General features: G+C 34.4%; 24 protein-coding genes. 6 read left to right on the top strand and 18 right to left on the bottom strand.

Translation table 11 applies throughout. The annotated features are described in order from the left end of the window. The first annotated feature begins 82 nt into the window (after positions 1-82). Positions 83-1,408 (top strand): sodium-dependent transporter, encoded by a 1,326-nt coding sequence (locus AC6EI2_RS04500; RefSeq protein WP_498463200.1) that lies wholly within the window; start codon positions 83-85, stop codon positions 1,406-1,408. Here the strand turns inward: AC6EI2_RS04500 and cysS are convergent. From cysS to AC6EI2_RS04485, 3 genes are read right to left on the bottom strand one after another with little or no spacing between them, the layout of a single operon-like run. After that, positions 1,405-2,907 (bottom strand): cysteine--tRNA ligase, encoded by a 1,503-nt coding sequence (cysS, locus tag AC6EI2_RS04495; protein WP_498463199.1) that lies wholly within the window; start codon positions 2,905-2,907, stop codon positions 1,405-1,407. The two genes, AC6EI2_RS04500 and cysS, sit on opposite strands and share 4 nt — an antisense overlap. Positions 2,908-2,950: 43 nt before the next feature. After that, a complete protein-coding gene (gene polA / locus AC6EI2_RS04490; protein ID WP_498463198.1) occupies positions 2,951-5,890 on the bottom strand; it encodes a DNA polymerase I in 2,940 nt (979 codons plus the stop codon). Between the two features lie 34 nt (positions 5,891-5,924). Then, complete coding sequence (locus AC6EI2_RS04485) at positions 5,925-6,998, bottom strand: efflux RND transporter periplasmic adaptor subunit (RefSeq protein WP_498463197.1); 1,074 nt, start codon at positions 6,996-6,998, stop codon at positions 5,925-5,927. 165 nt (positions 6,999-7,163) lie between these two features. Here AC6EI2_RS04485 and ychF point away from each other — a divergent pair, with 165 nt between their 5' ends. Next, the gene (gene ychF, locus AC6EI2_RS04480) at positions 7,164-8,255 is read left to right on the top strand and encodes a redox-regulated ATPase YchF (protein WP_498463196.1); all 1,092 of its coding nucleotides are present in this window, start codon (positions 7,164-7,166) and stop codon (positions 8,253-8,255) included. 121 nt (positions 8,256-8,376) lie between these two features. Here ychF and AC6EI2_RS04475 read toward each other — a convergent pair whose 3' ends face one another. From AC6EI2_RS04475 to AC6EI2_RS04460, 4 genes are all read right to left on the bottom strand, one after another. Further along, on the bottom strand, positions 8,377-10,428 hold the full coding sequence (locus AC6EI2_RS04475; protein WP_498463195.1) for a DUF4214 domain-containing protein: 2,052 nt from the start codon (positions 10,426-10,428) through the stop codon (positions 8,377-8,379). A 379-nt stretch (positions 10,429-10,807) separates the two neighbouring features. Beyond that, the gene (locus AC6EI2_RS04470; protein WP_498463194.1) at positions 10,808-10,987 is read right to left on the bottom strand and encodes a hypothetical protein; all 180 of its coding nucleotides are present in this window, start codon (positions 10,985-10,987) and stop codon (positions 10,808-10,810) included. 87 nt (positions 10,988-11,074) lie between these two features. Continuing rightward, the gene (locus AC6EI2_RS04465; RefSeq protein WP_498463193.1) at positions 11,075-11,314 is read right to left on the bottom strand and encodes a hypothetical protein; all 240 of its coding nucleotides are present in this window, start codon (positions 11,312-11,314) and stop codon (positions 11,075-11,077) included. A gap of 31 nt (positions 11,315-11,345) precedes the next feature. Beyond that, positions 11,346-11,798, bottom strand: coding sequence for a GIY-YIG nuclease family protein (locus tag AC6EI2_RS04460; RefSeq protein WP_498463192.1), 453 nt, complete (start codon positions 11,796-11,798; stop codon positions 11,346-11,348). A gap of 55 nt (positions 11,799-11,853) precedes the next feature. Between AC6EI2_RS04460 and AC6EI2_RS04455 the strand changes: the two genes are divergently transcribed. Further along, positions 11,854-12,579 (top strand): hypothetical protein, encoded by a 726-nt coding sequence (locus AC6EI2_RS04455; RefSeq protein ID WP_498463191.1) that lies wholly within the window; start codon positions 11,854-11,856, stop codon positions 12,577-12,579. A gap of 279 nt (positions 12,580-12,858) precedes the next feature. Here AC6EI2_RS04455 and AC6EI2_RS04450 read toward each other — a convergent pair whose 3' ends face one another. Further along, on the bottom strand, positions 12,859-13,254 hold the full coding sequence (locus AC6EI2_RS04450; RefSeq protein ID WP_498463190.1) for a hypothetical protein: 396 nt from the start codon (positions 13,252-13,254) through the stop codon (positions 12,859-12,861). Between the two features lie 22 nt (positions 13,255-13,276). Next, the gene (locus AC6EI2_RS04445; RefSeq protein WP_498463189.1) at positions 13,277-14,749 is read right to left on the bottom strand and encodes a M48 family metalloprotease; all 1,473 of its coding nucleotides are present in this window, start codon (positions 14,747-14,749) and stop codon (positions 13,277-13,279) included. 535 nt (positions 14,750-15,284) lie between these two features. Between AC6EI2_RS04445 and AC6EI2_RS04440 the strand changes: the two genes are divergently transcribed. Further along, on the top strand, positions 15,285-15,854 hold the full coding sequence (locus tag AC6EI2_RS04440) for a hypothetical protein (protein ID WP_498463188.1): 570 nt from the start codon (positions 15,285-15,287) through the stop codon (positions 15,852-15,854). Positions 15,855-16,569: 715 nt separating this feature from the next. Here AC6EI2_RS04440 and AC6EI2_RS04435 read toward each other — a convergent pair. Then, positions 16,570-18,309, bottom strand: a complete 1,740-nt coding sequence (locus AC6EI2_RS04435) for a DUF4214 domain-containing protein (protein WP_498463187.1) — start codon at positions 18,307-18,309, stop codon at positions 16,570-16,572. 292 nt (positions 18,310-18,601) lie between these two features. Here AC6EI2_RS04435 and AC6EI2_RS04430 point away from each other — a divergent pair, with 292 nt between their 5' ends. Continuing rightward, a complete protein-coding gene (locus tag AC6EI2_RS04430; protein WP_498463186.1) occupies positions 18,602-18,868 on the top strand; it encodes a hypothetical protein in 267 nt (88 codons plus the stop codon). 209 nt (positions 18,869-19,077) lie between these two features. On the opposite strand, the gene AC6EI2_RS04425 is transcribed toward AC6EI2_RS04430, so the two are convergent. Together AC6EI2_RS04425 and psbA are read right to left on the bottom strand one after the other, a co-directional pair. Next, positions 19,078-19,290 carry a hypothetical protein gene (locus AC6EI2_RS04425; RefSeq protein WP_498463185.1) on the bottom strand — a complete coding sequence of 71 codons (213 nt, stop codon included), beginning with the start codon at positions 19,288-19,290 and terminating at the stop codon, positions 19,078-19,080. A 276-nt stretch (positions 19,291-19,566) separates the two neighbouring features. Then, entirely contained in the window at positions 19,567-20,649 is a 1,083-nt protein-coding gene (psbA, locus tag AC6EI2_RS04420; protein ID WP_011294225.1) for a photosystem II q(b) protein, read from the bottom strand. Positions 20,650-21,106: 457 nt separating this feature from the next. Here psbA and AC6EI2_RS04415 point away from each other — a divergent pair, with 457 nt between their 5' ends. Beyond that, on the top strand, positions 21,107-21,700 hold the full coding sequence (locus tag AC6EI2_RS04415) for a hypothetical protein (protein ID WP_498463184.1): 594 nt from the start codon (positions 21,107-21,109) through the stop codon (positions 21,698-21,700). 6 nt (positions 21,701-21,706) lie between these two features. Here the strand turns inward: AC6EI2_RS04415 and AC6EI2_RS04410 are convergent, their stop codons facing one another. The 6 genes from AC6EI2_RS04410 to AC6EI2_RS04385 form a co-directional block, all read right to left on the bottom strand. Then, on the bottom strand, positions 21,707-22,612 hold the full coding sequence (locus AC6EI2_RS04410; RefSeq protein ID WP_498463183.1) for an oxidoreductase: 906 nt from the start codon (positions 22,610-22,612) through the stop codon (positions 21,707-21,709). An 88-nt stretch (positions 22,613-22,700) separates the two neighbouring features. Next, positions 22,701-23,813 (bottom strand): FAD-binding domain-containing protein, encoded by a 1,113-nt coding sequence (locus AC6EI2_RS04405; RefSeq protein ID WP_498463182.1) that lies wholly within the window; start codon positions 23,811-23,813, stop codon positions 22,701-22,703. 15 nt (positions 23,814-23,828) lie between these two features. Then, entirely contained in the window at positions 23,829-24,275 is a 447-nt protein-coding gene (locus AC6EI2_RS04400) for a peroxiredoxin (RefSeq protein WP_498463459.1), read from the bottom strand. Positions 24,276-24,360: 85 nt separating this feature from the next. Then, positions 24,361-25,851 carry a cryptochrome/photolyase family protein gene (locus AC6EI2_RS04395; RefSeq protein WP_498463181.1) on the bottom strand — a complete coding sequence of 497 codons (1,491 nt, stop codon included), beginning with the start codon at positions 25,849-25,851 and terminating at the stop codon, positions 24,361-24,363. A 35-nt stretch (positions 25,852-25,886) separates the two neighbouring features. Beyond that, positions 25,887-26,048: a DUF2256 domain-containing protein gene (locus AC6EI2_RS04390; protein ID WP_498463180.1), complete on the bottom strand. Its 162-nt coding sequence runs from the start codon at positions 26,046-26,048 to the stop codon at positions 25,887-25,889. Then, entirely contained in the window at positions 26,045-26,275 is a 231-nt protein-coding gene (locus tag AC6EI2_RS04385; protein ID WP_498463458.1) for a TIGR03643 family protein, read from the bottom strand. Before AC6EI2_RS04385 ends, AC6EI2_RS04390 begins: the two co-directional genes overlap by 4 nt. Between the last annotated feature and the right edge of the window lie 229 nt (positions 26,276-26,504).

Raw genomic sequence — 26,504 nt, 5'->3', positions numbered from 1 at the left:
CAAGTATGACCAGTCTCCCATTTAAAGGTATAACCCAGTTGTATATGTACCAGTTTCTTCTGGATTTTAATAGAGATTTATTATGCAAGAAAGGGAACAATGGAGATCAGGACTGGGATTCGCACTTGCCGCGGCCGGAAGTGCTGTAGGCCTTGGAAATCTTTGGGGCTTTGCTTATAGGTCATCTCAAGGCGGTGGACTTGCTTTTCTTATCCTTTATATATTGGTTGTTTTAGTTGTTTGCCTTCCTGTCTTAGTTGCAGAGATGGTCTTGGGGAGAAGCACTGCAAGTAGTCCTTTCCTTGCTCCCATCAAAGCTGCTGGAGAGAATTGGAAGCCTCTAGGTTGGTTGTTTGCAATAGCTTCTTGTGGAATTCTTTCTTATTACGCAGTGATAATGGGATGGACAATTGATACTTTTTTCCATGCCTTGTTCGTCGGCCTACCCTCCGATATGACGGAGGCGGGAGAATTTTTTGGTAAAATTAGCAGTGGTAATAGTGTATTTGTAGGTCAAATAATCAGCTTATTGTTAACTGCTTTAGTTGTTGTTGCTGGCGTTCGTGGAGGCATAGAAAAACTAACAAAATGGGCAATGCCATTTTTATTTGGACTCCTTTTGTTGTTAGCTATATGGGCTGCAACTTTATCTGGGGCATGGGAAGGATATACATCATTTTTACTTAAATGGGATTCATCTCAACTTTTTGATAAAAACACAATAAGTAATGCATTTAAACAAGCTTTCTTTTCTTTAAGTTTGGGTATTGGGATTATGGTTGCCTATTCTTCATATTTAAACCGTAAAAATCATCTTCCTAAAGAAGCTTTGAGAGTTGCAACTTTGGATACTGCTGTTGGTTTACTTGCCGGGTTGATTACATTCCCTGTCGTTATGAGTTTTGGTTTGAAAGATGTTATCAGTGAATCAACTGTTGGGACTTTATTTATTGCTCTCCCAACTGGCTTTGCGAATCTTGGATTGCTTGGGAGATTGATTGCTGCCGTTTTCTTTGGATTGGCGTTTATAGCTGCTATTACTTCTTCTATTTCATTAATGGAAGTACCAGTATCTTCTTTGATGGACAGATTGAATTGGAGTAGGAAAAAGGCCGTTTGGACTTCAACATTATTGATTTTCTTGATTGGAATACCGTCTGCTATTTCTACAGACTTTTTAGGCAAGTCCGATGCTATCTGCAATACACTCTTGATATTAGGTGGTCTTCTAATTTCAATTCTTTTGGGTTGGATTGTTCCAAATCGTTATGATGAAGATCTTGCAAATTCTAATGCTAATTTAAGAGTTAGAAGGTATCTAAAGTTTATGCTGCGCTGGGTGTCTCCACCAGTTATTGCTATAGGACTTTATTTAACAGTCTTATCTACAATGGAAACATTTGCTTAATCTGAAATTTGTTTCCATTCAGTAACCCCTTTTGGTTTATCAATTAAATCAATTCCAATATTTTTCAAATCATCTCTTATTTTGTCAGCGAGTAAAAAGTCTTTATTAGCTTTTGCTAAGGATCTATTCTTGATAAGTTCTTCAATTTTATTAGTGTCAAGTTCAGTATCGTTTTTTGTTTCTTCTTGATTTAAATTTACTTTTAAGCCCAGAACTCCTGCCAACTCACAGAGTAGTTCCCATTTATTAAAAATTTGATTTAAAATATCTTCGTCAACTTCATTGATATCTTTTTCTTTTAATAAATTTAGACACTTTCTAATAGGTTGAGATAATTCAAAAAGTATAGATAAAGCTCCAGATGTATTTAGGTCGTCATCCATATATTTTTCAAAGTCTGATAATAATTTAAATGAGTCTTTATCAAGTTTACTGTTGGCAGATCTTTTTATAGGTTCATCTAGGTTGATTTCCTTTCTGGCTTGATCTTTAATCTTATAAATATAACCAAAAGACAGGCAATTATTTAATCTTTCCCAACCTTTTGAAGCTGCTTTTAGCGCTTCTTCAGTAAAATCTAGAGGCTTTCGATAATTAGTTTGTAATACAAAAAATCTCAAAGTCATAGGTGAAATTCCTTCATCTAATAAAGACCTAATGGTTGTAAAATTCCCTAGTGATTTACTCATCTTTTCACCTCCCACATTAACCATTCCATTGTGAAGCCAGTATTTTGCTAACTCTTTCCCATTACAGGCTTCAGATTGAGCTATTTCATTCTCATGATGAGGAAATATAAGGTCTGATCCACCAAGGTGAATATCAATACTTTCTCCTAATTCTTGTTTAACCATAGCTGAACACTCAATATGCCAACCTGGTCTGCCGTTTCCCCAAGGCGAAGAGTAACTAACCTCACCTGATTTAGACTTTTTCCAGAGAGCAAAATCAAGTGAGTTCTTTTTACTTTCTTTTTGATTTGTTTTTAATCTACCTGCTGCATTATCTATCTGATCCTCAATTTCTCTTCCACTAAGTTTCCCATAATTTTTATGTTTATCTACTGAGAAATAAACATCACCATTTGATGAGTAAGCTATTTTTTTTTGCTCTAATTCTTCTATGAAATTAATAATTTGATGGAGGCATTTTGTTGCTCTTGGCATGCTACTTGGTCTAAGAATGGAAAGATTATCCATGTCTTTATGAAAATCATCAATATTTCTTTCACTTAATTCATCAGTAGAACACCCTTCTTTATTTGCTCGATTAATAATTTTGTCATCAATATCAGTGAAGTTTTGTACAAATTTAACTTCAAATCCTTTCCAAATTAAAAACCGTCTTAATACATCCCAATTAAGATAACTTCTTGCATGACCAAGATGACAAAGATCATAAACAGTTACACCACAACAATATATTTTAACTTGATTAGGATTTATAGAAATAAAATCCTCTTTCTTTTTGGATAAGGTGTTTGTGAATTTTAGGGACAATTTCTTAGATAAAAATGTGAAAAATTATTGAATTTATCAGCAACTATTTTGCCTCCATCCAATTTACTCCAACGCCAGTTTCAACTATAAGAGGGACGCTAAGTTTTACAGCATTTTCCATAGTGTTTCGAACAAGGAGTTTTGTTTCCTCCAAATCTTTGGGATCAACTTCTAGCACGAGTTCATCATGCACTTGAAGTAGAATTTTCGCTGCCAATCCAGTCTTTCTTAAAGCTGAATGCAATTGAATCATTGCTAGCTTAATTATGTCTGCACTTGAGCCTTGAATAGGTGCGTTTGCTGCGGCTCTTAATTGTTGTGCTTCCATACCTGCTCTTCGGGCCGTAGTTAAATCAATTTCATTTGGTGGAGTTCCCAGAAGTCTTCCAAGCCCATTTTTATTGAAATGAAAATAACGTCTTCTCCCTAGCAATGTTTCAACAAACCCTTGGCTTAGGGCAAGTCTTTCTTGATATTCTAAAAATTTAAAAACGGCTGGATAACGTTCTTTGAATTTACTTAAAAAATATTTTGCTTCTATTAGTGAAACGCCCGTTGATCTTGCAAACCTTTGAGCCCCCATACCATAAATAACCCCAAAATTTATTGTTTTTCCTATTCTTCTTTCATCGGCGTCGATAGCCTCTTTTTCAAATAAAATTTTGGCTGTTAAAGAGTGGACATCCTCATTTTTTAAATAAGCATTTCTTAGTACTTCTTCACCTGAAAGGTGTGTGAGTATACGAAGTTCAATTTGTGAATAGTCTGCACTTAGAAGTTTCCAATCTTTTTGCGGAAGAAAAGCTTTTCTTATTCGTCTACTAAATTCAGTTCTAACAGGGATATTTTGGAGATTTGGATTGCTGCTACTTAACCTTCCAGTAGCGGTTACGGCTTGATTGAAATCAGTATGTACTCTTCCCGTTTCTTTTTCAATAAGCTGAGGCAAAGCATCTACATAAGTATTAAGCAACTTACTTATGGTGCGATGTTCAATAATCATTTTTATTATTGGATGGTCTGATTCCAGCTTTTCCAATACACCTGCATCTGTACTCCATCCTGTTTTTGTCTTTCTTGATTTTTTCCTATCTAAATCAAGCTTCTCAAAAAGTAGTTCACCTAATTGTTTAGGTGATGAAAGGTTAAACTCATTTCCTGCAATCTTATAAACTTCCTCCTCAATACTTCTTAATGTGTCTGTTAGCTCTAAGGATAAATCTTTTAGATAAGGTGTATCAATAATGATACCTGTAGATTCAATTTCCGCTAAAACCTGCTCAAGTGGTTGTTCAATTTCTTTGAGTAACTTTATTAATTTCGTACTTGTACTTTTTAACCTTTCAATATAAATGAGTGCTAATTTTCTTGTTAAATAAACATCCATTCCGCAGTATATACTTGCAGACTTAATGTCAACAGAAGAAAAGTCTTCTCCTTTTTTGACAACATCAGAAAAACTTTTGGGTTTAAAGCCAAATTCTCTATAGGCAATTTCATCTAAACTATGCTTAAGAGTTGCATCGCATATATAGTCAGCAAGTAAAGTATCAATTACAACGCCATTTAATATAATTCCATGTCTTAGCAATATCAGTCTGTCGTATTTTGCATTCTGTAGGGTTTTAGGATTTTCCTTGCTAGAGAACCAATCCTGAAGTGCATAGATAACTTCTTCAATCTTTAATTGACTGATATGATTCTTTTCTATTAAATCTTCTTCTTTATTGAGGTGTCCTATTGGTATATAAACTATATCTTTTAATGATTCACCATAACAAAAGCCTAGGCCAACAAGTTCAGCTTTAAAAGGATTCAAACTCGTTGTTTCTGTATCAATTGCTATTGGTTTCTTCTCATCTGTATGCTTCATTATTTGTGAAACAAAATTATTAAGTTCTTCCAAGTTGTCTATAATTTTAGGTTCTACCTGAGGAATCTCTTCTATTTCATTATTCTCACTATTATTAACTGGTTTACTTTCTTTCGATGAGAGATTAGTGTCTTGTTCTGATAATTCTTCATTAGAAAATAGAGTTTTAAAAGTTGAAATTTGTTTTAATAAACTATGTAACTCAAGTTTTTCAAGGTTTTCAGCTAACTTTGATTCATTAATACCCTCTAAGTTATGATCTATGTTTCGATTTATAGGGATTTTAATTAAAATTTCTGCAAGTTTTTTTGAGAGATACGCATTATCTTTATCTGCCTTTAGTTTTAACCTAACTGCTCCTTTTATGGCTCCACGTTTCGCTTTATCGCCTTCTTTCTCGAGCTCTTGGAGTGTTTTATAGACTCCATCAAGATCATTATTTTCGTTTAAAAGATTTATTGCTGTTTTTGGACCAACTCCTTTGACTCCTGGAATATTATCTGAGCTATCACCAGTTAGGGCTTTCAAATCTATTACTTTATTTGGATTCACCCCTAGTTTCTCCCTTACTCCTTCTTCGTTAATCAGATTAGGATTTCCGCTTTTTGCGTAAGGACCACCTCCCATGTACAAGACAGCTATGTCTCTTGCATCATCTACTAATTGGAATAAGTCTCTATCTCCAGAGAGTATTCTGACACTCCAACCTTTTTCAGCAGCATCGTTGGCAAGTGTTCCTAAGACATCATCTGCTTCATATCCAGGAGCTTTGCATATTGAAAGATTCAGACTTTCTTTGAGAATTTTTTCAAGTGTGTCTAAATCTTGAAAAAATATGTCTGGTGCCACATCTCGATTGGCTTTGTAATTTGGATCTTCCTTATGGCGAAATGTTGGCTCAGCAGTATCAAAAGCGATTGTGATTCCTTTGGGTTTTATAGTTTTGCAATTGTCTAAAAGACTTTTTAAAAAACCATAAGTAACACTTGTAGGAAATCCATCCTTTGTGGCAAGTCCTCCATCTCCCCCCTTGCTAAAAGCATAAAAACTTCTGAAAGCTAAAGAATGGCCATCAATTAATAATAAAGTTGGCTTTTTTATTTCTTCCATAAAACATTAATGATGAGATTGATTAATAAATTTATTAATTTTCTCTTTTTTTGGCCCAAGGAGGAAGATTAATAAAAACTTTCTCTCCTGGTTCTAATCCAGATATTATTGCAGTTTTACTACCACTACTTGTACCTAACTCAACTTTTTTAAATGTTGGTTGATTGTTATTTCCAACTACAAGCACTCCAGCTTTTCCTTCTTCGGTGACAATTGCTACAGTTGGAATAAGTGTACTAATCTTTGTTGCGCCGGTTTGAAAATTGATGTCAGATGTCATTCCTAGGCGTAGATCTTCAGGCCTATTGCTCAACAACAACGTAACTTCAAATGATGTTACGTTGTTGTTTTTAATTGCACTTGGAGAGATTTTGGAAACAACTGCTCTAAAACGTTTATCAGGAAAAGCATCTACTCTAATTGTCGCTTCTTGAGCGGTTTTTATTCTTCCAATATCGCTCTCAGGAACTTTCGCAACTATTTCAAGACCTTGTGAGAGTTTGACTATTGATGAGCTTGTAGATCCTCCTTCTCTTGATGAAGAAGCAGAGGTCGTAGGAGTTACGAATGCCCCAGGGACTGCGTATCTGCTCGTTATTACACCTTTAAATGGAGCTCTTATGCTTGTCTCACTCTCTTCAACCTCTATTTGCTTAAATTTAGCTTCGCTTCTTAAAAATCTATTTTTATATTCTTCATACTCCTCGGCACTTATGGCACCCTCTTTGAAAAGCATCTTCCTTCTTAGGTAACTCGCTTTTTGAGTCTCATAATTAGCTTTTATTTCGTCAATTCTAAATTCCAAGTCTCCAAAATCCATTTTTGCAATTAGATCTCCTTTCTTAACTTGATCCCCTTCCTCTACGTAAATTTCAGAAAGTATTCCCTGTCTTTTTGGGCTTACATTTACGCTTTTATTTGCTTTCAGTTCACCACTTGCTGTGATCAAACCAGGTAAGCTCCCGCTTTCAGCTGCAATTGTAAATTCGGTTATGTCTTTGTTCGATCCATCTCCTTGTGTAAGTTTAAAACTAATTCCACCAGCACTTAATACTGCAAGCGCGATTAAGCCTAAAAATTTTTTCTTTTTGAAGGTGTTCCAATTCATTTTGTTATAACCAAGTTTCTCAAGACTTGTAGAAGCTGAGTGATGAAAGAAAAGCTTAAAAACTTTCCTTTGGAGATTTATAACTATATTTTCGCTGTTAAGGGGCACTATTGGGTTTAATTTAGGCAAATTAATCAGCTGGCGTCTTTTCAAAGACCCATTTCAATGCTCAAGGCCGGAATTGTAGGACTCCCAAATGTTGGAAAGTCCACTTTGTTTAATGCTCTTGTTGCTAATGCAAAAGCTCAAGCAGCAAACTTCCCTTTTTGCACGATTGAACCCAATGTTGGTTCTGTTTCAGTACCTGATCAACGTTTGAATTTGCTTGGCGAACTGAGTAACAGCAAGCAAATTATTCCAACTAGAATGGAGTTTGTTGATATAGCTGGTCTTGTTAAGGGAGCAAGTAAAGGGGAGGGACTTGGTAATAAATTTTTAGCAAACATAAGGGAGGTTGATGCAATAGTTCATGTGATTAGGTGTTTTAGCGATGATGATGTTGTTCATGTTTCTGGATCAGTAGACCCATCAAGAGATATTGAGATAATTAATTTAGAATTAGCATTATCTGATCTGAATCAGATCGAAAAACGTAGAACTAGATTAAAAAAACAAGTAAGTACTAATAAGGAAGCAAAGTTAGAGGATGAGGTATTGGAAAAATTAAGCGAAGCCTTGGAAAATGAAAATGCAGTGAGAAGTGTTTCATTAACTGAGGAACAAAAAATATTAATTAAACCATTGGGCTTGTTAACGGAAAAACCAATTATTTATGCAACTAATCTTGGAGAAGATGAACTTGCGAATGGTAATTCCTTTTCAGAAGAGGTACATACCCTGGCAACGAAAGAAGGTTCTGAATGTGTGAAGATTTCAGCTCAAGTTGAGGCTGAGTTAATTGAATTGGGTGAGCAAGAAAGAGATGATTATTTAAATGGTTTAGGAGTTGAAGAAGGAGGCTTAATTAGTCTTATTAAAGCTACATACAGGTTGCTGGGCCTAAGCACTTATTTCACTACCGGAGAAAAAGAAACTAAAGCCTGGACTATTATTGATGGGATGACTGCCCCTCAAGCAGCTGGGGTGATTCATACAGATTTTGAAAAAGGATTTATTCGAGCCCAAACAATTTCATATAAAAGATTACTAGAGGCAGGATCCTTAGTGGAAGCTCGAAACAAAGGTTGGCTTAGAAGTGAAGGGAAAGAGTATGTAGTGAATGAAGGAGACGTGATGGAGTTTTTATTCAACGTCTAGAAGTTCATTCATAGCAGTGGATCTCGGGTCCTTTAATTATACCCTATTCTAACTTTATTCTAACTTTTGGGTTAATTTCCTAAGGGTTTTAACAACCTGAATTGTTCAAAAGATTCCTTAATTACCCCAACCCTGTCATTTCAGTAAAGAGATTTAAGTTTTCATCGTTTTCTGCAAAACCTAAAAGAAGTTCATATCTCGTTTCTAAACCACTATTTAAGTTTCCGAGCCAATAGTTATAACCCTCTTGGTCATACTCACGACCAAGAATATTGATATAGAGAGTTTCTACAAATTGAGCATTAGAAACATTCGTTCCATACCGTTCACCAAACTCCTCGGATAAGAGAAATGATTCTGCAACGACTCGTCTGGTATTGCGTCCAGAACTAAACTCTTCAATCCAGTACTCCAGTCCATCAGCATCAGGGAACCTTGCAAAAGCAGCGTTATATAAACGGAACATTTCACCGGAATCTGTCTTTAATCCAGTGACTTGATCAAAGACACCTTTGATATCAGCGATGGCACTGACATCTTTAAATGAACTTGTTGTTACTTCTTCTGTAAAGGTCAATAGGGGAATTCCAGTGATGTCGTCAGTTGTTCCTGTCGAGCTATTCTTGATTTCATAAACACCATTGCCTTTGTTATAGAACTTGTAGTCTCTGAAATTTCCGCTATAAGTTTTAACTACGTCTACTTTAGATTCTTCTACGGTTTGATCTGAGAATTGAATGTATTCAATATTTGAGAGAGTATCTGTTCCATCATTTATCCCTGTCCTTTGATCGGCAACTTTTAAAGAATTGGGTTCTCTTGTAAAGGAATAATCAGAAAACTTTCCAGAATAAACAGAAGTGTCTGACCCTGACCCACCATCAATAGTGTCATTCCCTTCGCCGCCAGTAATAATGTCTACGCCTAATTCTCCATTTATATCGTCATTACCAAAATCACCTTTCAAAACATCATTTGATGAAGTTCCAGTGAGTGTTTTACCAAATTGAAAAATTTGAACGTGACCAAGCTCAGTTCCTTCTCCATCAAATTGCGTGGCTGAGCTGGCCAGAATTAAACCATTAGAGGAAAGGGAGACAGCAGTTCCAAAAACGTCTCCTTCAAAAGTGCCTGTAATATCCGCACCTATCTGAGTCCATTCATCATTTTTATATTTATAAATTCGAGTATGACCACTATTAATTCCATTACTGTCATTACCAGGTGCACCAATGGCAACAATAGAGCCATCAGAGGAGAGACTTATCGCGTTACCAAATGAGTCGCCACTTGATTCCCCATCAATATCAGCCCCTATTTGCTCCCAAGATCCATTTATATTTTCAAAAATTCGTACATGACCACTATCAATTCCATTACTGTCATTAACAGAAGCACCAATGGCGACAATAGAGCCATCAGAGGAGAGACTTACCGCCCAACCAGATAAGTCGCCACTTGATTCCCCATCAATATCAGTCCCTATTTGCTCCCAAGATCCATTTATATTTTCAAAAATTCGTACATGGCCACTTACATCTCCATTCCCATCATTACTAGGAGCACCAATGGCGACAATAGAGCCATCAGAGGAGAGACTTACCGCCCAACCCGATAAGTCGCCACTTGATTCCCCATCAATATCAGCCCCTATTTGCTCCCAAGATCCATTTATATTTTCAAAAATTCGTACATGACCACTTACATCTCCATTCCCATCATTACTAGGAGCACCAATGGCGACAATAGAGCCATCAGAGGAGAGACTTACCGCCCAACCAGATAAGTCGCCACTTGATTCCCCTTCAATATCAATCCCTATTTGCTCCCAAGATCCATTTATATTTTCAAAAATTCGTACATGACCACTTACATCTCCATTCCCATCATTACCATGAGCACCAATGGCAACAATAGTGCCATCAGACGAAAGACTTACAGAAATACCGGATTCATCATTAGGGAATTCCCCATCAATGTCAGCCCCTATTTGCTCCCAAGATCCATTTCTGTTTTCAAAAATGCGTACATGACCGCTTTCGAATCCATTGTCAGAATTCGTTATGGAGCCAATTGCAACAACCGATCCCTCTGAAGATATGCCTAAAGAAAAACCTGATTGATCTACATCAGATTCTCCTTCAATACCTGAGCCAATCCGAACCCAAGACAAGCCGTGAACAGTTGATTTGAAGTTTCATCTTAAACCTAGTAATTCTATTAATCTAGTTTTTCTTATTCTTTTTCGGTTTATGCAGACCTATATCAAGTTAGAGCTCTTCTAACTTCGTTCTACTGTTCTAACTTACGTCTAACCGCGATTTTTGCTTGTAATCAATTGGTATGACTGGACGCTAAGGAGTTTTTGTTCAACGTCTAGAATTTCAGTGATACCAAGGGTTTTCAGGAGTTAGACCGAGGCTTAGTCTAACCGTTTAGTCTAACTTCTTGAGACGAAATAGCCGACTTTTTGAGACAAGCGAGATTAGGATATCTATTCTTTAGTCAAAATAGATTATTAAAGCTATAAATAAAACCAATTTATAAAAACTCTAATCTAAATCATATATATCCTCCAAATTTTTCCTCGTTTGTATTATTTTCTGATTTGATAATTCATCTAACTCTATTAATATTTGATCTAAATATTCATCCATATTTGTTGTAATCGTAATAGCAACTTGCGAGCAATATTCATGAAATGTTTGAAAGTCCTCGATTTGACGCTTCATGAATTTTACTTTTTTTCTGAGTTCTGATTGTGAGTCTTCATTCATTTTGAAAGGAAGTAATTAGGATAAATAAATGATTAATTTGAATCAAAAAGGCACATCTTCATCTTCTGGAGGCAATGAAATTCCAAATTCTCCTGAGTTAATAAAAAGATCTTCAGCTATCTCTTTTGGCAGGGAAGCAAATAAGCCTTCTAAATTAGACACCTTGTCTGATAAGTAACTGATATCTGTTTCAAGTTCAGCCACTCTCTTTTCAAGGACCAAACAACGACGCGTAGTAACCCTTCTAAACGAGTGAAAAACGTCAAAAAATGATCCAGCCATATTGCTATATTTTTGCTAATAAATTGCTAACTTAGCCGTGGATGATTGGCAGCTCGCCCTGCTTCGATTTGGATGTCACTTTCAGCAATTCGTCTGGGATCTTTTGTTCAAGATTCCCTACTGGCAGGTCAAGTCTTTTGCAAGCTTCAATAATTTGAGGAGTCAGTTCATATTGCTCTCTTCCGAATTTTGGAGAAAAGCCCATATCCTTTAATCTTTTATGAAGCCTCCGCTCAGCTGGCTGAGTGTAACTTGTTGAATTGATAAATTTAAAGCCTTTTGATTCCCAATGATCTTGTCTGGTTGGGAGGTCATCTGTGAAGCCAATATTTAGAGTCCTGTCCTTCATTCGCACAAATACATATAGTCGCCCACACACCGCTTCTTTGATCATATTTAAATCGTTAGCCATTACCTCTAGCTGTCGTTGAGTGATTGACTTGGAATCCTTTCCATGATTGAGTTTCAAAGGAATTGTCGACATTCTTGGCTGACCATGTAAAATGAATATGTGACTAATATAGCCTGGAGATAGCACCTTGTCATCCAAATCACCAAGAAAAGATAGCAGGAAAGATGAAGGTGTTCAGCGTTCTAATAGCTCAAGTCATGGCGTCCCTATCGGTTTGCCTGATTATTCAATAGGATCAGCTCTTCGTTTATCGAAAGATGGGCTTCTGGAAGCTGACCCGAATTCATTGCTATCAACTCCTGATTCATTGCTTCAACCTGCGGAGTTGGTAGCAACTGGTTTAGGGATCCCCGCATCAAATTCCACCAAGGCAAATGATCGTCGACCTCAAGTTAATTTGCGTATTTCTCCTAAAACTAAGGAAAAGCTTTCTGCCCTTTCTAGTTGGTCAAGCGAACAAAACCCTATCGTTAAAGATGGATTAATAAGTTCTAAAGACTTTAACTCTAAATACGATTTATGGTCTTCAAATGGTTTTAAGTCTGAGACTGCTCTTTCTGTTTTGATTTTGGAAGCAGAAGTTGATCGTATTCATACGCATCATCAAAATGTAAGAGACATAGGTCGGATTTATGAATTATTAAGAGACGGCAAAAATGAAAATGAAATTACAGAGTTAGCAGTAAATCAATGGGGTATACCTAAAGCTGTTCTTCCTGCGCTTATCTCGGTATCTAAAAAATGGTTGATAAAAGAAAAAATCGACCCAGAAGCAGAAAGAATCAAGAAGGAGGCTAAAAAAAGACTTGCTGAACTTGCAAAACTTGATGATTTTAATGAGGAAGAAATATAAATATATTAATTCTCAAAAATCTTAATTTATATCGTTGGAGTATTCCCTAGATTTTTACACCAAAGAAATAGAACTTTTAATTTTTTAAACCATATCTGGAATATAGATCTGTCTCAACATGTCTCAAGAACGGTCTAACATTTTGCTGTACTGGTCTAACCCTAAAATATCGCTGTAATTAACTGGTATAACTGGACGTTATGGAGTTTTTATTCAACGTATAGTAGACTAGTAATAGCAAGGGTTCTCAGTATTCCCAATAGAGGCTTGTCTAGCTTTTTAGATTCCGAATTTTTCTAATGCGTTCTCAAATTTAATACTTGTATTTTTATCTATAAAAATAATTTTTGAGGTCGAAACTTTTGATTTTTCATCTTTGTATGTCAAATGATAGATATAGGCTTTTGAACGAAATGCTCCTCGATATTTTTTCTCTTTATAAATCTCTAGGATTTGGTCTTTAGAAATTGGAATCCCATCATTAACTTGAAAAGATGCTTCTGTTGAAGAGGTTTTGGGCAGAAATCGTATAATGCAATCTTCATCTTCTTCATCCCACCAAGCATGAAAAATAGTCTTGTTACTTATTTCGCTATGGTGAGTTGAATGAGCGAGAACAATACCTGAAGGAACTGATGTAAGAAAAACTAGAGAGGTGATTAATAAGAAATACATAATTAAGAATAAATTTTTTTAGTTAATCAAGAAATTTATCTACGTCAATTCCAGTGGTTCCAGTATTTTCTCTGCCAACATCTTTTGGAGATTTTAGAATGCTAGAAATAACAACACTATTACTATCTTCATCATATTTCCAGTCTCTCATTTTTTTATTTTCCCTTGCAATCTTTCCTTCTCTTTTTAAATTATTAAATAACTTTTTATTTTTAAGTTCTAATTTAATTGCCTTCACTCTTCTTTCCCAACTCGGGTGAGTACTTAACATTTCCATAACAGCTTCAGGTACCTTTTCTGTCTTTCTTTTTTTTGTACTTTTAAATTCGTCACAGTCGTCGTAAATAGGGTCACAGTATCTTGCTCTCCTATCTTTCTTTAAACAATCAAATTTTTCTTTTCCTTTTAAACCTATTTTGTCACACTTATCTTTTGAGATATCTTTTTCTTCCTTATTTATGAAAATAGGAACATCCTCTTTCCCTGGATCATTAGTGCCTTCAGGAAGTAAACGAGCAATGATTTTATCTTGATCATGAGGCATAGTCTCTGATGCTACTTTTATACATTCTTCTGGGTTGAATCCCGCTCTAGCGACATATTTAAGTCCTAATAAGTCAGCCTCGTATTCTTGACCTCGACTAAATGCTAATAACTTTAAGCTGCTATCTCTTAGGTAGCTATCAATGCTTTTAAAAGCTTTCTTTAAGTATTCAGGTGCTAATCCCTTCGTTTCATTGATAGATTTACCTATAACTGGGGAATAATTAAGTGCTATTTTACCAATTTCTGGTGCAGCCATTTGAGCTGCTAATCTATCAAATTGTATTTGAGTTGAAACTTGATTTATTGAACTATTGTCGCCAGAGTAAGCAGATGCCATTCCTCCAAATATAGCGGCCATTACATAAGCACCAGTTTGGTTATCATGTAATTGTTTTACCCTATTAGATATTTGTTTAGACGCTTCTAAATCATATTTTAATTGTTCTTTTTGTTCTTCCTCAGAATGATTTTGTGTTATGTGAGCTAATTCATGAGAGATCACACAAGCTAATTGAGTTGGCTTCCCCATAAAATCTTTCATTAGGGGAATATTTAAAAACAGTGTTCCGCTATTGCTGTAAGCAAATGCATTTGGACTCCCAGCCATTGTATTTACAACTTGTCTTGCCCATATATCAAAATTAGTTGACTTATCTATGTCTGGAAGTAATTGTAAAGCCTGACAAGCTTGATCATTCATATCACAAAAAGCCCCTTTTCTAACAGCTACTCTTATGGGTCTTTTTATTTCATTTGACTCTAATATTCTGTCAGTCAATCTATAAGTAAGATATAAATCTGGATCAAGTTTTTTCTTTGCTCTTTTATATGCTGTAGATTTTTCTGGATTAATACGCTCTTTATATAAATTGTTTACTACACCTATTGAAAATAAGGCAATTAAGCCAATTAAAATATTCTTTTTCGAAAGGCATTCTTTGAATTTCATTGAATAATCTTTAAATTTCTTTTTTTACTCTTGCCCACTTTACTAGTCAACCTAGTTCATGTAGATAGTGTTTACCTTTTGAATTCTTGTTGTATCGATTAATTCAAAGGAGTTAAAAGATTAGAAACCAATATTTTTGATTTTCGAAGGTTAAATCAATTCTTTAAAAAATGGATGCTAATTCAAGGCTTGCATGGTTTCCAGCTTCAGTCTGGCTTTTTGCTATTTCTAATTAAAGATGTCTCGTCTGGTTGTCTAACTTTTTAGCGTTTATGTCTAACCGCGATTTTTGCTTGTAATCGATTGGTATAACTGAATGTGATTGAGTTTTTATTCAACGTATAAGCGTCAAGTTATACCAGAGGTTCTCGTCATTCTCAATAGGCTTCTATTCTAACTTTGTTCTAACTTTTATGCATGTTTTGTGGGTGAAATCCTTAATTGATAAATCATAGAAAATGATTTAATAATTGCTGGAAGGAATCGTTTTTATCGAGAAAATATAGATATACTAGAAGAAGTATAAAAAAAGAAGATGAAGAGTGAAGACAAGTCTCAGCTGAACATTAAGATTGATCCGAAACTCTTGCTTAGATTGAAGTCTAAGGCAATTAAGAGTGGAAAAACACTAACAGCTTTTATCACTGAACTATTAGAAGAAGGTTCTGTCAAAGCGAGTGGTGATTTTGAAATCCTTGAAAAGAGAGTCTTAAGAATAGAAGAACAACTTAATTTAAAAGATAATTTTTGGTCTGATAAAGAAGAAGATTTAAATCAAAGGGAGTGTATTTTTTCTGATAGTGGAGCAAAGAGATATGGTGATGTTGCTAAAGAATTGTTTGAACTTCATCGTAAAGAAAAGAAACTCTCTATGAAAGATGCTTTAGGAGAGTTATCTATTTGTCTTAAGAATTACGATAGTTATCCCGAATTAGTTTTTCAAATCCTCTCCGGTGTGCATGCGTTAACAGGCTTAGAAATGACAAATGCCTATAGGAATGGATCTTGTGGAATGAGAAGTGCTCTTCATGAATGGACTAACAGCTCTTTAGAACCATTAAATGAAGCTTTTCTAAACGCTGTGGAGGTTAAAAATCTTGTATGACTACAAATGGATAGGATTACTGCAAGTTTCTTATCCAGATTAAGTTATCTAATTTTGTTCCTGCTCTTCTAACCTACATCTAACCGCGATTTTTCCTTGTAATCGATTGGGATAACTGGACGATAAGGAGTTTTTATTCAACGTATAGCAGAATAGTCATACCAGGGTTTCTCAGTATCCTCAATGAGCTCCTGTTCTGACTTTGTTCTAAATTCTAAAAAAAATTCCTTATACGACTATTGATTAGAGAGATAAAGAGTCCTGTTATTCAAGTCAGTTGTTTAACTGAATAAAATATATCCTGTTATGAACTCCTTCTTGGATTTGCAGAATAAGCAGGGAATAAAACTCTTTTCACTGCAATGACTGGATTGAGTTAAAGATAATGAGCGGTAAGAGTAGAACTCATCCCTACCTAAGGTTGAGTAAGGATTAATCCTGATAGTTTAAATCAGTCGTTCTAAATTCGTCCTAGTCTTCTAACTTAGGTCTAACCGCGATTTTTGTTCCAATCAACTGGTAAGACGTGAAGCTATTGAGTTTTTATTCGATGTCTAGAAATCTGGGAAGAATCAATTTTTTGAAAGTCAAGCTAAGGTTTTGGCTAACCATTTGAGGAAAAAATGATTTTTTGAGATAAGAAAGACTTGGCTATTTGATCTTGATGTTTATAAAATCCTTTAACTTTGATGAAAGTTCTAAATGTTTTTATCTATTATCCCAGTCCTGTCATTTCAGTAAAGAGAGCTTTGTTCTCAGCTGATTCAGAGAATCCTAGAAGAACTTCGTATCGTGTTTCAGCCCCACTATTTAATTGACCCAACCAATAGTTCAATCCTCCAGTATCAGCATCACGTCCAAGAACATTTTTATAGAGTGTATTCACATAGGTTGAATCAGAAACGTTGTCTCCATAACGTTCAGCAAATTCAGCTGAACCTAAAAATGATGATGCAACGACTCTGATACTATTTCGTCCTGAACTGAAATTATCAATCCAATAAGCAAGCCCATCTGAATCAGGCAACCGTTTAAATGATGCGTTGTATAAACGAAACATACGCCCTGAATCTGTGTCTAAACCAGTGACTTGATCAAACGTTCCTTTGATATCAGCAATGGCACTAATGTCTTTAAAAGAACTTGTCGTTGATTCTCCTGTAAAGGTTAATAAGGGAAAGCCAGTAATATCGTCATAGCCAGAATCTGTTTTGATCTGATAAACACCATTGCCTTTATTGTAAAACTTGTAATCACTAAATTTACCGCTATAGCTTTTAACAACGTCTACTTTCGATTCTTCTACTGTTTGATCTGAGAACTGAATGTATTCAATATTTGAAAGATTGTCTTTCCCATCATTACTACCTGTTCTTAGATCGGTAATGGTTAATGAATTGACTTCTCTTGTAAAGGAATAATCAGAAAATTTTCCAGAATAAACTGAAGTGTCGTTACCTCCTTCACCATTAATTGTATCGGATCCTTCTGAGGCGAAGAAAGTTTCATTGCTACTACTACCAGTAAGCTCATCGTTTGAACTGCTCCCAGTGTTTGCAATATACCCAGAAAGCCCTTGATTTTTTTCTTTGAAAATTTTTTCTAGTTCATTGCTGGAAGGCTTACTAATTACTTTCTTAATATAGTTTTCATACAAGCTATGTCCTAAGGGATTTCCTTCTTTAATCTTATCGGGAGTTAAGTAATTATCTGACCATTCTGGATCAAGACTACCTGAATATTTTTCAATATATCCCCACTCAGCAAAAGTTAAAGCATATTGATATTCAACCATTACTGTTTTCCAATATGTGAAACTACCCACTCCCATGTGGTTGTAGCTTGAAGCATCAAAAACACCATTATTAATAGCTTCTTTTGCTGCTTCATAAAGCAAACCAGACAATATTGGCTCTTCTTTTGAGGCATCTCCACCATACTCAGGGCTTCTGTCTTCAATAAATAGAAATTGCGCTGGGAAAGCACCTGGCAAGGCAAATCTAACTAGTGTATGGAGTAAATGTTCGAGTACTTCTGTTATTTGAGTGTTAGCTGTTTTCTCTGAATCACCAGAAAGGTTGAATTGCCATATGAAATCGGTAAGACTATGCTTATCATTTGTTAAATCCCATCCTGAATAATTATCTCCGTTTAACCTAGGAGTGTAGGAATTCATTTCCTCAACTCCTATTCTTTGTAGGGTATTTATAGTTTTTAAATGCTTAATAGCTTTAATTTGAGAGTCTGAATCAATAGAGATGTCTTCTGGGTTGAGTAATAATTTTGTTGTTTGAGCTATCTTTCTAATAAATTCATCTTCTACGGCAACGTTTCCTCCTGTTGCTTTCAAGCCAGCTATTTTGACTCCATAAACTTCTATGTATCTGTTAAAAGGCTCTATTTCTATACTAGTTTCAATTTGATAGCATTTATATACAGCGTCTAAATTTCCCATTCTCAAAGCTAAAACTCTATCGTATCTAAAAATATATTTGAATGAGTAGTCTCGATCTGTCTCAACAATGGTCTAACTTTTTCAGCTGTTTTCATTAAAGATCTCTAGCCTGGCCCCTTACTTTTAATAAAGCTTTTAGCCTCTTAGAAGTGAATTTATATAGGTGTATGCACTGCATTTAATTAATGTTACGCCATGATGAATACTTGATTACTTGCCATAGCAATATTTGCTGTGAAGAAGTTATGAAAAAAAGTTATTAATACATAACTTCGACTTCTTAGAAAATCAGATGAAAGGTTTCAAAGATTTTCAGAAAATGATTAATAATTTGAATGAAGAAAATCTGACAGAGCTATGTGAGCGGTTTCTTACTGACCACGATTCCGCAATGAAAATGTTGTCTAAGTATTGTAAAGATTTTGGATTCACTTTCGATAATACAGAAATCAAAGATCATATGTCCACTATGCATAGTAATGGTGACTTTGATGATGTTGTTTGTTTTGGGATTGAATTATCAGAGAATCAGTTGTATAAAAAGTTTCATCCTGATTAGAGTATTACCCTCTTCTCAGTCCCTTTGAATTTTGATTGATATAGTTCAAATCTTTTTAAGTTTTATCACCGTTTTAAGATATATTTAAGCTCGTAATAAATGATATAAATCGAATTTTCATTATTTAATGAAAAAAATAAAAAAGCTGCAAATTCTTTGCAGCTTTAACTAAGAATTTTGATTTATTTGAATTATAATTGTGTTTACTTTTAACCAAATAAAGCTGAAGCTACGCCAGCTACGGCTATTACTATTCCACCCCATTTGATTGCGGGCTGACCCTTGTCATAGGTATTCGATACCAGAATTGCAGCAAGAAGGATTTCTACAAGGTTTTCGTTAATCATGGGTCGAAGCCAAAATAGTAGATGTTTATACTTCTTTAGCTGATCTTTGTCTAATGGGCAACTTTTATTAAGCATTTATCAGATTGATTTGTAATTTATTCTATGGTTGAAAATGATTGTCTAATGATTCCATTTAATTAATAAAATTACTTTAGTTTATAAATAATTTACTCTTACTGATCAGTTTTCCTCTTGTGTCTATCTCTTGTCTAGGGTCAGAACCTCTAAGATTTCTAAAGTAATAAATAACTGAAAGAAACCTTCTTGTCTCCTTTTGACGCAAAGCATAAATAGAAAAAAGCAAAAAAAAAAGCCCTCGAAAAGAGGGCCTTAAAGAATCAAGTTAAAGACTTAACCGATTGCAGGTGCAACAAGAGCTACAGAAGTAGACTCAGCAGCTGCTAGGTCAAGTGGGAAGTTGTGAGCGTTACGCTCGTGCATTACTTCCATACCAAGGTTTGCACGGTTAAGTACATCACCCCAGGTTGGTACAACCTTGCCTGAAGTATCTACAACAGACTGGTTGAAGTTGAAACCGTTCAAGTTGAACGCCATGGTGCAGATGCCCATAGATGTCAACCAAACACAAATTACTGGCCATGAAGCCAAGAAGAAGTGAAGGCTGCGGCTGTTATTGAAGCTTGCATATTGGAAGATCAAACGACCGAAGTAGCCATGAGCTGCAACGATGTTGTATGTCTCTTCTTCTTGTCCAAACTTGTAACCGTAGTTCTGTGAATCAAGTCCTGTGGTCTCACGTATAAGTGATGAAGTAACCAAAGAACCGTGCATTGCAGAGAACAAAGCACCACCGAACATACCTGCTACACCAGCCATATGGAATGGGTGCATCAAGATGTTGTGCTCAGCCTGGAAAACGAACATGAAGTTGAATGTTCCAGAAATTCCTAGAGGCATACCATCAGAGAATGAACCCTGACCGAATGGATAAACAAGGAATACAGCGAAGGCTGCTGATACAGGCGCTGAGTAAGCAACACAGATCCATGGGCGCATACCTAAACGGTATGAAAGCTCCCACTGACGTCCCATGTATGCAGAGATACCGATAAGGAAGTGGAAGATTACAAGCTGGTAAGGGCCACCGTTGTATAGCCACTCATCAAGAGTTGCTGCTTCCCAGATTGGGTAGAAGTGAAGGCCGATAGCGTTACTTGAAGGAACAACAGCACCAGAAATGATGTTGTTTCCATACATGAATGAACCAGCTACTGGCTCACGGATACCGTCGATATCAACTGGAGGAGCAGCGATAAATGCAACGATGAAACAAGTTGTTGCCGCAAGAAGGCAAGGGATCATCAATACACCGAACCAACCGACATATATACGGTTGTTAGTGGAAGTAACCCACTCGCAGAATTGTGGCCAACCTTTGAGCAACGAAGAACGCTGCTGCTGAATGGTGGTCATGAATAAGAGCGTTTAGTATTTGCTCGGAAGAGCAATAAGTAAGATCAGAAAAAAATCCGACGACTTAAATTTAGCTTTAACGTCAGAAAATTAGTATCGGTATACCGCCCACCTTTTCCTTGTTTCTTATAAGGATTTCTATTCTAAAAAATAAATATTTTTTATGTTATTAGTTTTACATTGATAAATTTAATTATCAATAATAATAGCAAATAATTATTTCTTAATTTTTTTGATCTTAAGCTACTGAAAAACGTTACGGACAAATGACTATTATTTTTATTGTCACCATATTCTTTTGAACGAAATAGGCATAGGTGTTTAGCGTTTAATTTACTATATTATCTAGTATTTATAGATCAGCTATAGATTCTTTTTTTTAGGTCTTAAATTTTGTATAATCATGCTTGTAGACTTACAAGAAATGACTATAGTTGTTTAATAAAGTTGAGATTAAATGATCAAAAGTCAGTTTAATATAAAAATCTCAAAAGACTTGTTAAGCAAAATCAAGAAACAGGCAATGATGTCTGGGAAAAGCCTTACTGAACACATTACTGATTTAGTCACTAAATCGTTATCAGAAAATGATTCTCCAAAATCAGAAGACTTTTACAATAAAAGGATTCAAACTTTAGAACAAAGGTTAATAAACATTGAGTCCATAGTTAGTAATCGTGAATACTTAAGTCAAAAACTCAAGCCATTTTCCAACCCAGAGGCAGTTAACTGTACATTGTTCATGAAAGGACTCTTTGATAAAGAAGTTAAAAAAAGAAACTTTGTTGATAAAAATCAAGCCTTTGATGACTTTTTTAATCATTTAGTAAATTATGTACAAGTAGATCATTTCCCGACTGAACGATTGAGGGAAGTGATGCTTAATGAACAACCTGATCCTTGGACAGGCAAAGAACTTAATGAATTAGCTAGAGACAACAAATGTAATTGTCCAATTAGAAAAGGTTTAATTGATTGGACTGGAAAGTTTAATTGTCCTTCTCAGCAAGAAATTTGTGATAAAGGAGAAAAACTACTTGCATCCATCTAATTGTGGTTAAGTATCGTTAATGAGGTCTTTACTGACGTCCCATAATCTTTTTCTTGAAAGATGATTTAGAGCTTTTGGGGCATTTCTACATACCTTCGGGGTCCCTCTAAAGTTAAATCTTGGACCATACTGTTGGCCTCCCCTCACCCCAGGCAAGGTCGCTGCTGCTATTTGAGGGAGTGCGCCCATTTTGGCGCTTTGAAATATAGGATCCATCAATTTATAAGCAGTTTCTTCTTGCCATGATTGATTCGCTTTAACAGATTTTGGCTGTAAGTTTGTACGAGCTAGTCCAGGATGAGCCAATAAAGAAATAACTTTTGATTTGCTTCTCTCAAGTTTTAAATTAAGTTCCAGACCAAACATTACGTTGGCAAGTTTACTTTGCGCATATGAAGCCCAACGATCATATTTAAGTTTTCCTTGCAAGTCATCCCAATAAATATTACCCAAATATTGAACCCCCGAGGTGACGGTTACAACTCTGGCATCACTGGCATGTTTCAGCAACGGCAATAATTCAAGTGTTAAGGACATGTGAGCAAGGTGATTAACAGCAAATTGTATTTCTAATCCTTGTTCGCTAAGAGTAAAAGGTGGAGCCATTATACCGGCATTATTTATAATTACATCTATATGATTAAATTTATTTTTAATCTTATTTGATGCACTCTTTACATTAATTAAATCAGATAAATCTAATTCAACAAGTTCAATATTACCAGTATAATTATGCTTTGAAAGTTCTTGCTTAGCTTTTTCACCTTTGATTAAATCTCTACAACACATGATTACAGTTGCACCCTTTTTCAGGAGGAATTTAGATGTCTCATAGCCAAGTCCACTATTAGCACCAGTTATTAAGAATATTTTTTCCTTTTGCGATGTTATTTTGCTTAATTCAACTTTCATTGATCTAAAGTTTTTCTAATCATAGTTAAAATTTGTATGTATGTGAGTTTTAGAACTTTTTACTTTTGCTTAACTATAAATCAAAGTCTTAATAATTATCGCTATTAATAAATGATTTTTTAAATCTATAAAAACCGGAATTTGCAAATTTCCAATTTAGCAGATCTTTATCTCTATAAATATAATTGATATTGTTTCCATTTAGCTTTGAATAATTATTTATTAAGTCTAGGTTATTTCCCACTCCAGGGTAGATAATATCGATAGATTTTACATCTTTTAGAATTAAATCAATATCATTTGAATTTGATATCTCTGAGTTTGGGATTAGTTGGTTGACTTTTTCAAGTAAAGTTTGTTTAAAGTAGCATACTTTGTTACTTCGCCTTGAATTATCTTCCATCAAATCATTTTGCAATATATAAACTTTTGCATATGAGTTAAATAAGCTAGACCTGTTATTAATATTTAAATCGTTATCAAACATAACTAGATGATTATTATTGGATATTTTCTTAATTGGTAGTTTATTTGATAGGTGCTCACTTCCATTGATTGGACTTACTCCATTGGGAAGTTTAATATAAATATTATCAAACCTATTATTGGTGAATTTATCGATATTTTCTTTTGATGCTAAATAGGGTTTTTTATTTGTATGTAGCCCCGCTACCCATCTCCAACTAAGAGTATTTGATGCGGCATCACCATCTAATAGATGTTTCATGAAAAACCTAGAGCCTAATTCCCATGGTAGTTTTAATGTGAATATCCATATACTTGCAAACCACATTCTAGAGTGATTATGCAAGTAGTTACTGTCTCTAAGTTCTTCAACCCACCTATCAAAAAAATCTATACCTGTATTTCCATTTTGTGCGATCTTTAGAAGATTTGAATTGTATGATATACCCTTAAAATTTTTGTACTTTATCCAAATTGAATAGTAATTTTCCAGGTAACCTTTCCAATATAATCTCCATAAAATTTCATCACTAAATTTTCTTTTCTTGTCAACTAATTTTAATTTTTCAAGGATATCATATTCGTAAAGAATCCTATGTGATGTATATTTAGAAATTTGTGATACTTTAGAGTGCTTGCCAATTCCGTAATCATAATTCCTTAACTCATGGTATTTATTAAGATTATTTTTAATAAAGTATTCTAGACAACTGTTGGCTTCTTCAAAAATGTTCATTTTAAATATTATTTTTTACACTTGAAGCTCTTTCAATGCTCGTATTGCCTCTTTTATATGGGCTGGCCCATTTAAAAGGTCTTCGTATATGTGAGTAATTATTCTTTCTGAATTTATTATGTAAGTTACCCTTCCTTGAATAAACCCAAGTGCTTTTGGAACCCCGAATTTTTTCCTGAGCCTATTGTTTATATCGCAGAGTAATGGGTATTGAAGATTATTTTTATTAGCAAAATCAAGATGACTTGTGCTGTTGCCATTGCTTATCCCCCAAACCTCGGCTCCTAGAATTTTGAAGAGGTCGTATTTGTCGCGGAATCCACAAGCTTCAATTGTGCAACCAGGAGTGTCGTCTTTAGGATAGAAAAATAAAACTAACGGTTTTTTAATTTGCGCTGGTGACCTTATGTTTCCATATTGATCTTTCAAAGAAAATGATGGAATTTTATCCCCAACTTTCAAATTCACTTTGATAGAACAAAATTCAATTATAAGTATTTTTGTGTTTTCCGAGAGTTTCAGAAAGGAATAAATACAAGACCTTATTTTAAATAAGTCTTGATATGAAATTTTTTGCGATAGTTCTATGAAAGTTTTTTTTCTTGATATCCATTTTTTCAAGATTTTTTAAAATCATTGAAAATCTAAATTGACTTTTAAACACGTCTTTATAATCATCTATAAATGTCCAAAAAAGACCATCCCAGATTTCAGACCATTTACCTGGTTTATAATTAGACATTTTTCTTACGTAATTGGATCCGGATATATATGGTTTAGTAGTAAATAATCCCCCATTTGAAAATTGACTCATTCCATATACATTAGGGACCATAACCCAATCATATGCATCAACAAATAGCTCCATAAACCATTTATAAACTTGATTTGGATGGAATCTACATAAAAGCATAAAATTTCCAATTATCATTAATCTTTCAATATGGTGAGCATAACCTGTTTCTAAAATATTATTTATTGAATCATCAATTGGCTTAATACCTGTCTCTCCGGTGTAGAAACATAATGGTATTGATTTATCCTCAAAGCCCCAGAAGTTTCCATTTCTAAGTTCTAAACTATTACGCTTGTAGATTATTAACATAAACTCTCTCCATCCAATAATTTGTCTAATAAAACCTTCGTATGAATTGAGTGCTATTTCATTTGATTTAAAATAATTGTCGGCTTTGTCAATTATTTGTTTAGGCGTAAGTAATCCAGTATTTAACAATGGAGAGAGGACACTATGCCAAAGAACTCTGTGCTCTGAACTAATTGCATCTTCATAGTCTCCAAATAGAGAGAATCTTTCAAGCAGAAATATATCAAGCCACTCTTCTGCATCTTTATGCGTAACTGGATAATTAAAGTTATTAGTATTACCAAAATAGTCTTTATAATTCTTAGAAACATCATTTTTTGCTTTCTCTATAAATTTATTTGTAGTTAAAGCAGGTACTTTTGGTACTTTAATTTTTTGTGGTAATTTTTTCCTATTGAGTTTGTCAAAACTCCAATCTCCCCCTGTGGGAGAACCATCTTTTTCGATTAAAATTTTCAGGCTTGTTCTTTGCTTCTTATAGAATGTTTGCATGCCGTAAATTTTTTTTTGTTTTATTAATTCTTCTACCAGTCTTGCATTAGTTAAAAACATACTATCTTTTTTAATTTCTATTATGATTTTATTCTTTATACAGAAATCTTTTATTCTTTTATTCAATGACCAATCATATACTTCATAAGTGATAAAATGATTAAATCCTTTTCTAACCAAATAATTTAGGTTATCTTCAGTTCTATTATTTTTTTTGTGATCTAATTTTATTACTTTATAACCTTTATCTTCGAGATTTTCCTGATAAGCTTGAATTGCGGCTTTGTGAAATATAATTTTTTGTTTATGAAACTTCTGTTTCCACTCCGAATCGCAACCAAAAAATAAAGAATCTTCTATTAGAGCAATATTTCTTATCTCAGAAAATTGATTTTCTATTTTGAATAGTTGATTTGGAAAAATTAAAAATATTTTTTTCACTTTTCAAACTAGTTATGATTAAAACACTAACTATATTATTTGTTAAACGTGAATTTATAAGTAACGCTTACTTTATTTTTTCTTCTTCTGCATCTTTCAGAACAATAGACAACGTTCTCCCAGTCTTTGGACCATTTTTTTCTCCATTCGAAATCCTTTTTACACTTTGGACAATTTTTCGTCAATTTTATTTTCACTTTTGATTAGGCGATTTGAATTTTGTTTTGAACTCAGGAAATCCATGTTTTAATTTCCTTCCTGAAACTCTCTTCCTCCATTTGTTGAATGAAGATCTTTTTAAATTGGATCTCATAAGTTGAATTACATCTTTTTCTTTTAAATTAAATTGAAAGTTGATTGCTTCGAAAGGTGTTCTATCTTCCCAAGCCATTTCAATAACTCGTTCAAGATCAATTTGATCGATATGTTTGTTTATGGTGCTTTAAGTTAAGTAATAACATATTAATAAATTTCGCTCGTCACTGTATGGGCTTTATTTAGTCTGGCTTCTTAAAAGTATTGGGTTTTCATTTTGTTTTGGATGCATAAAATGATTTGTAAGTTTCCCACGCTCTTAGAAGTTTTTTGTTATGACTACCGTGTTGTAGGGAATTGAAGTCGAAGTTCTTTCTCTATCAGCACAGGAAGAGTGC

This window comes from Prochlorococcus sp. MIT2302, from assembly GCF_059772385.1.
The sequence above is the reverse complement of the archived record's forward strand: the minus strand, read 5'-3'. Positions and strand labels throughout refer to the sequence as shown.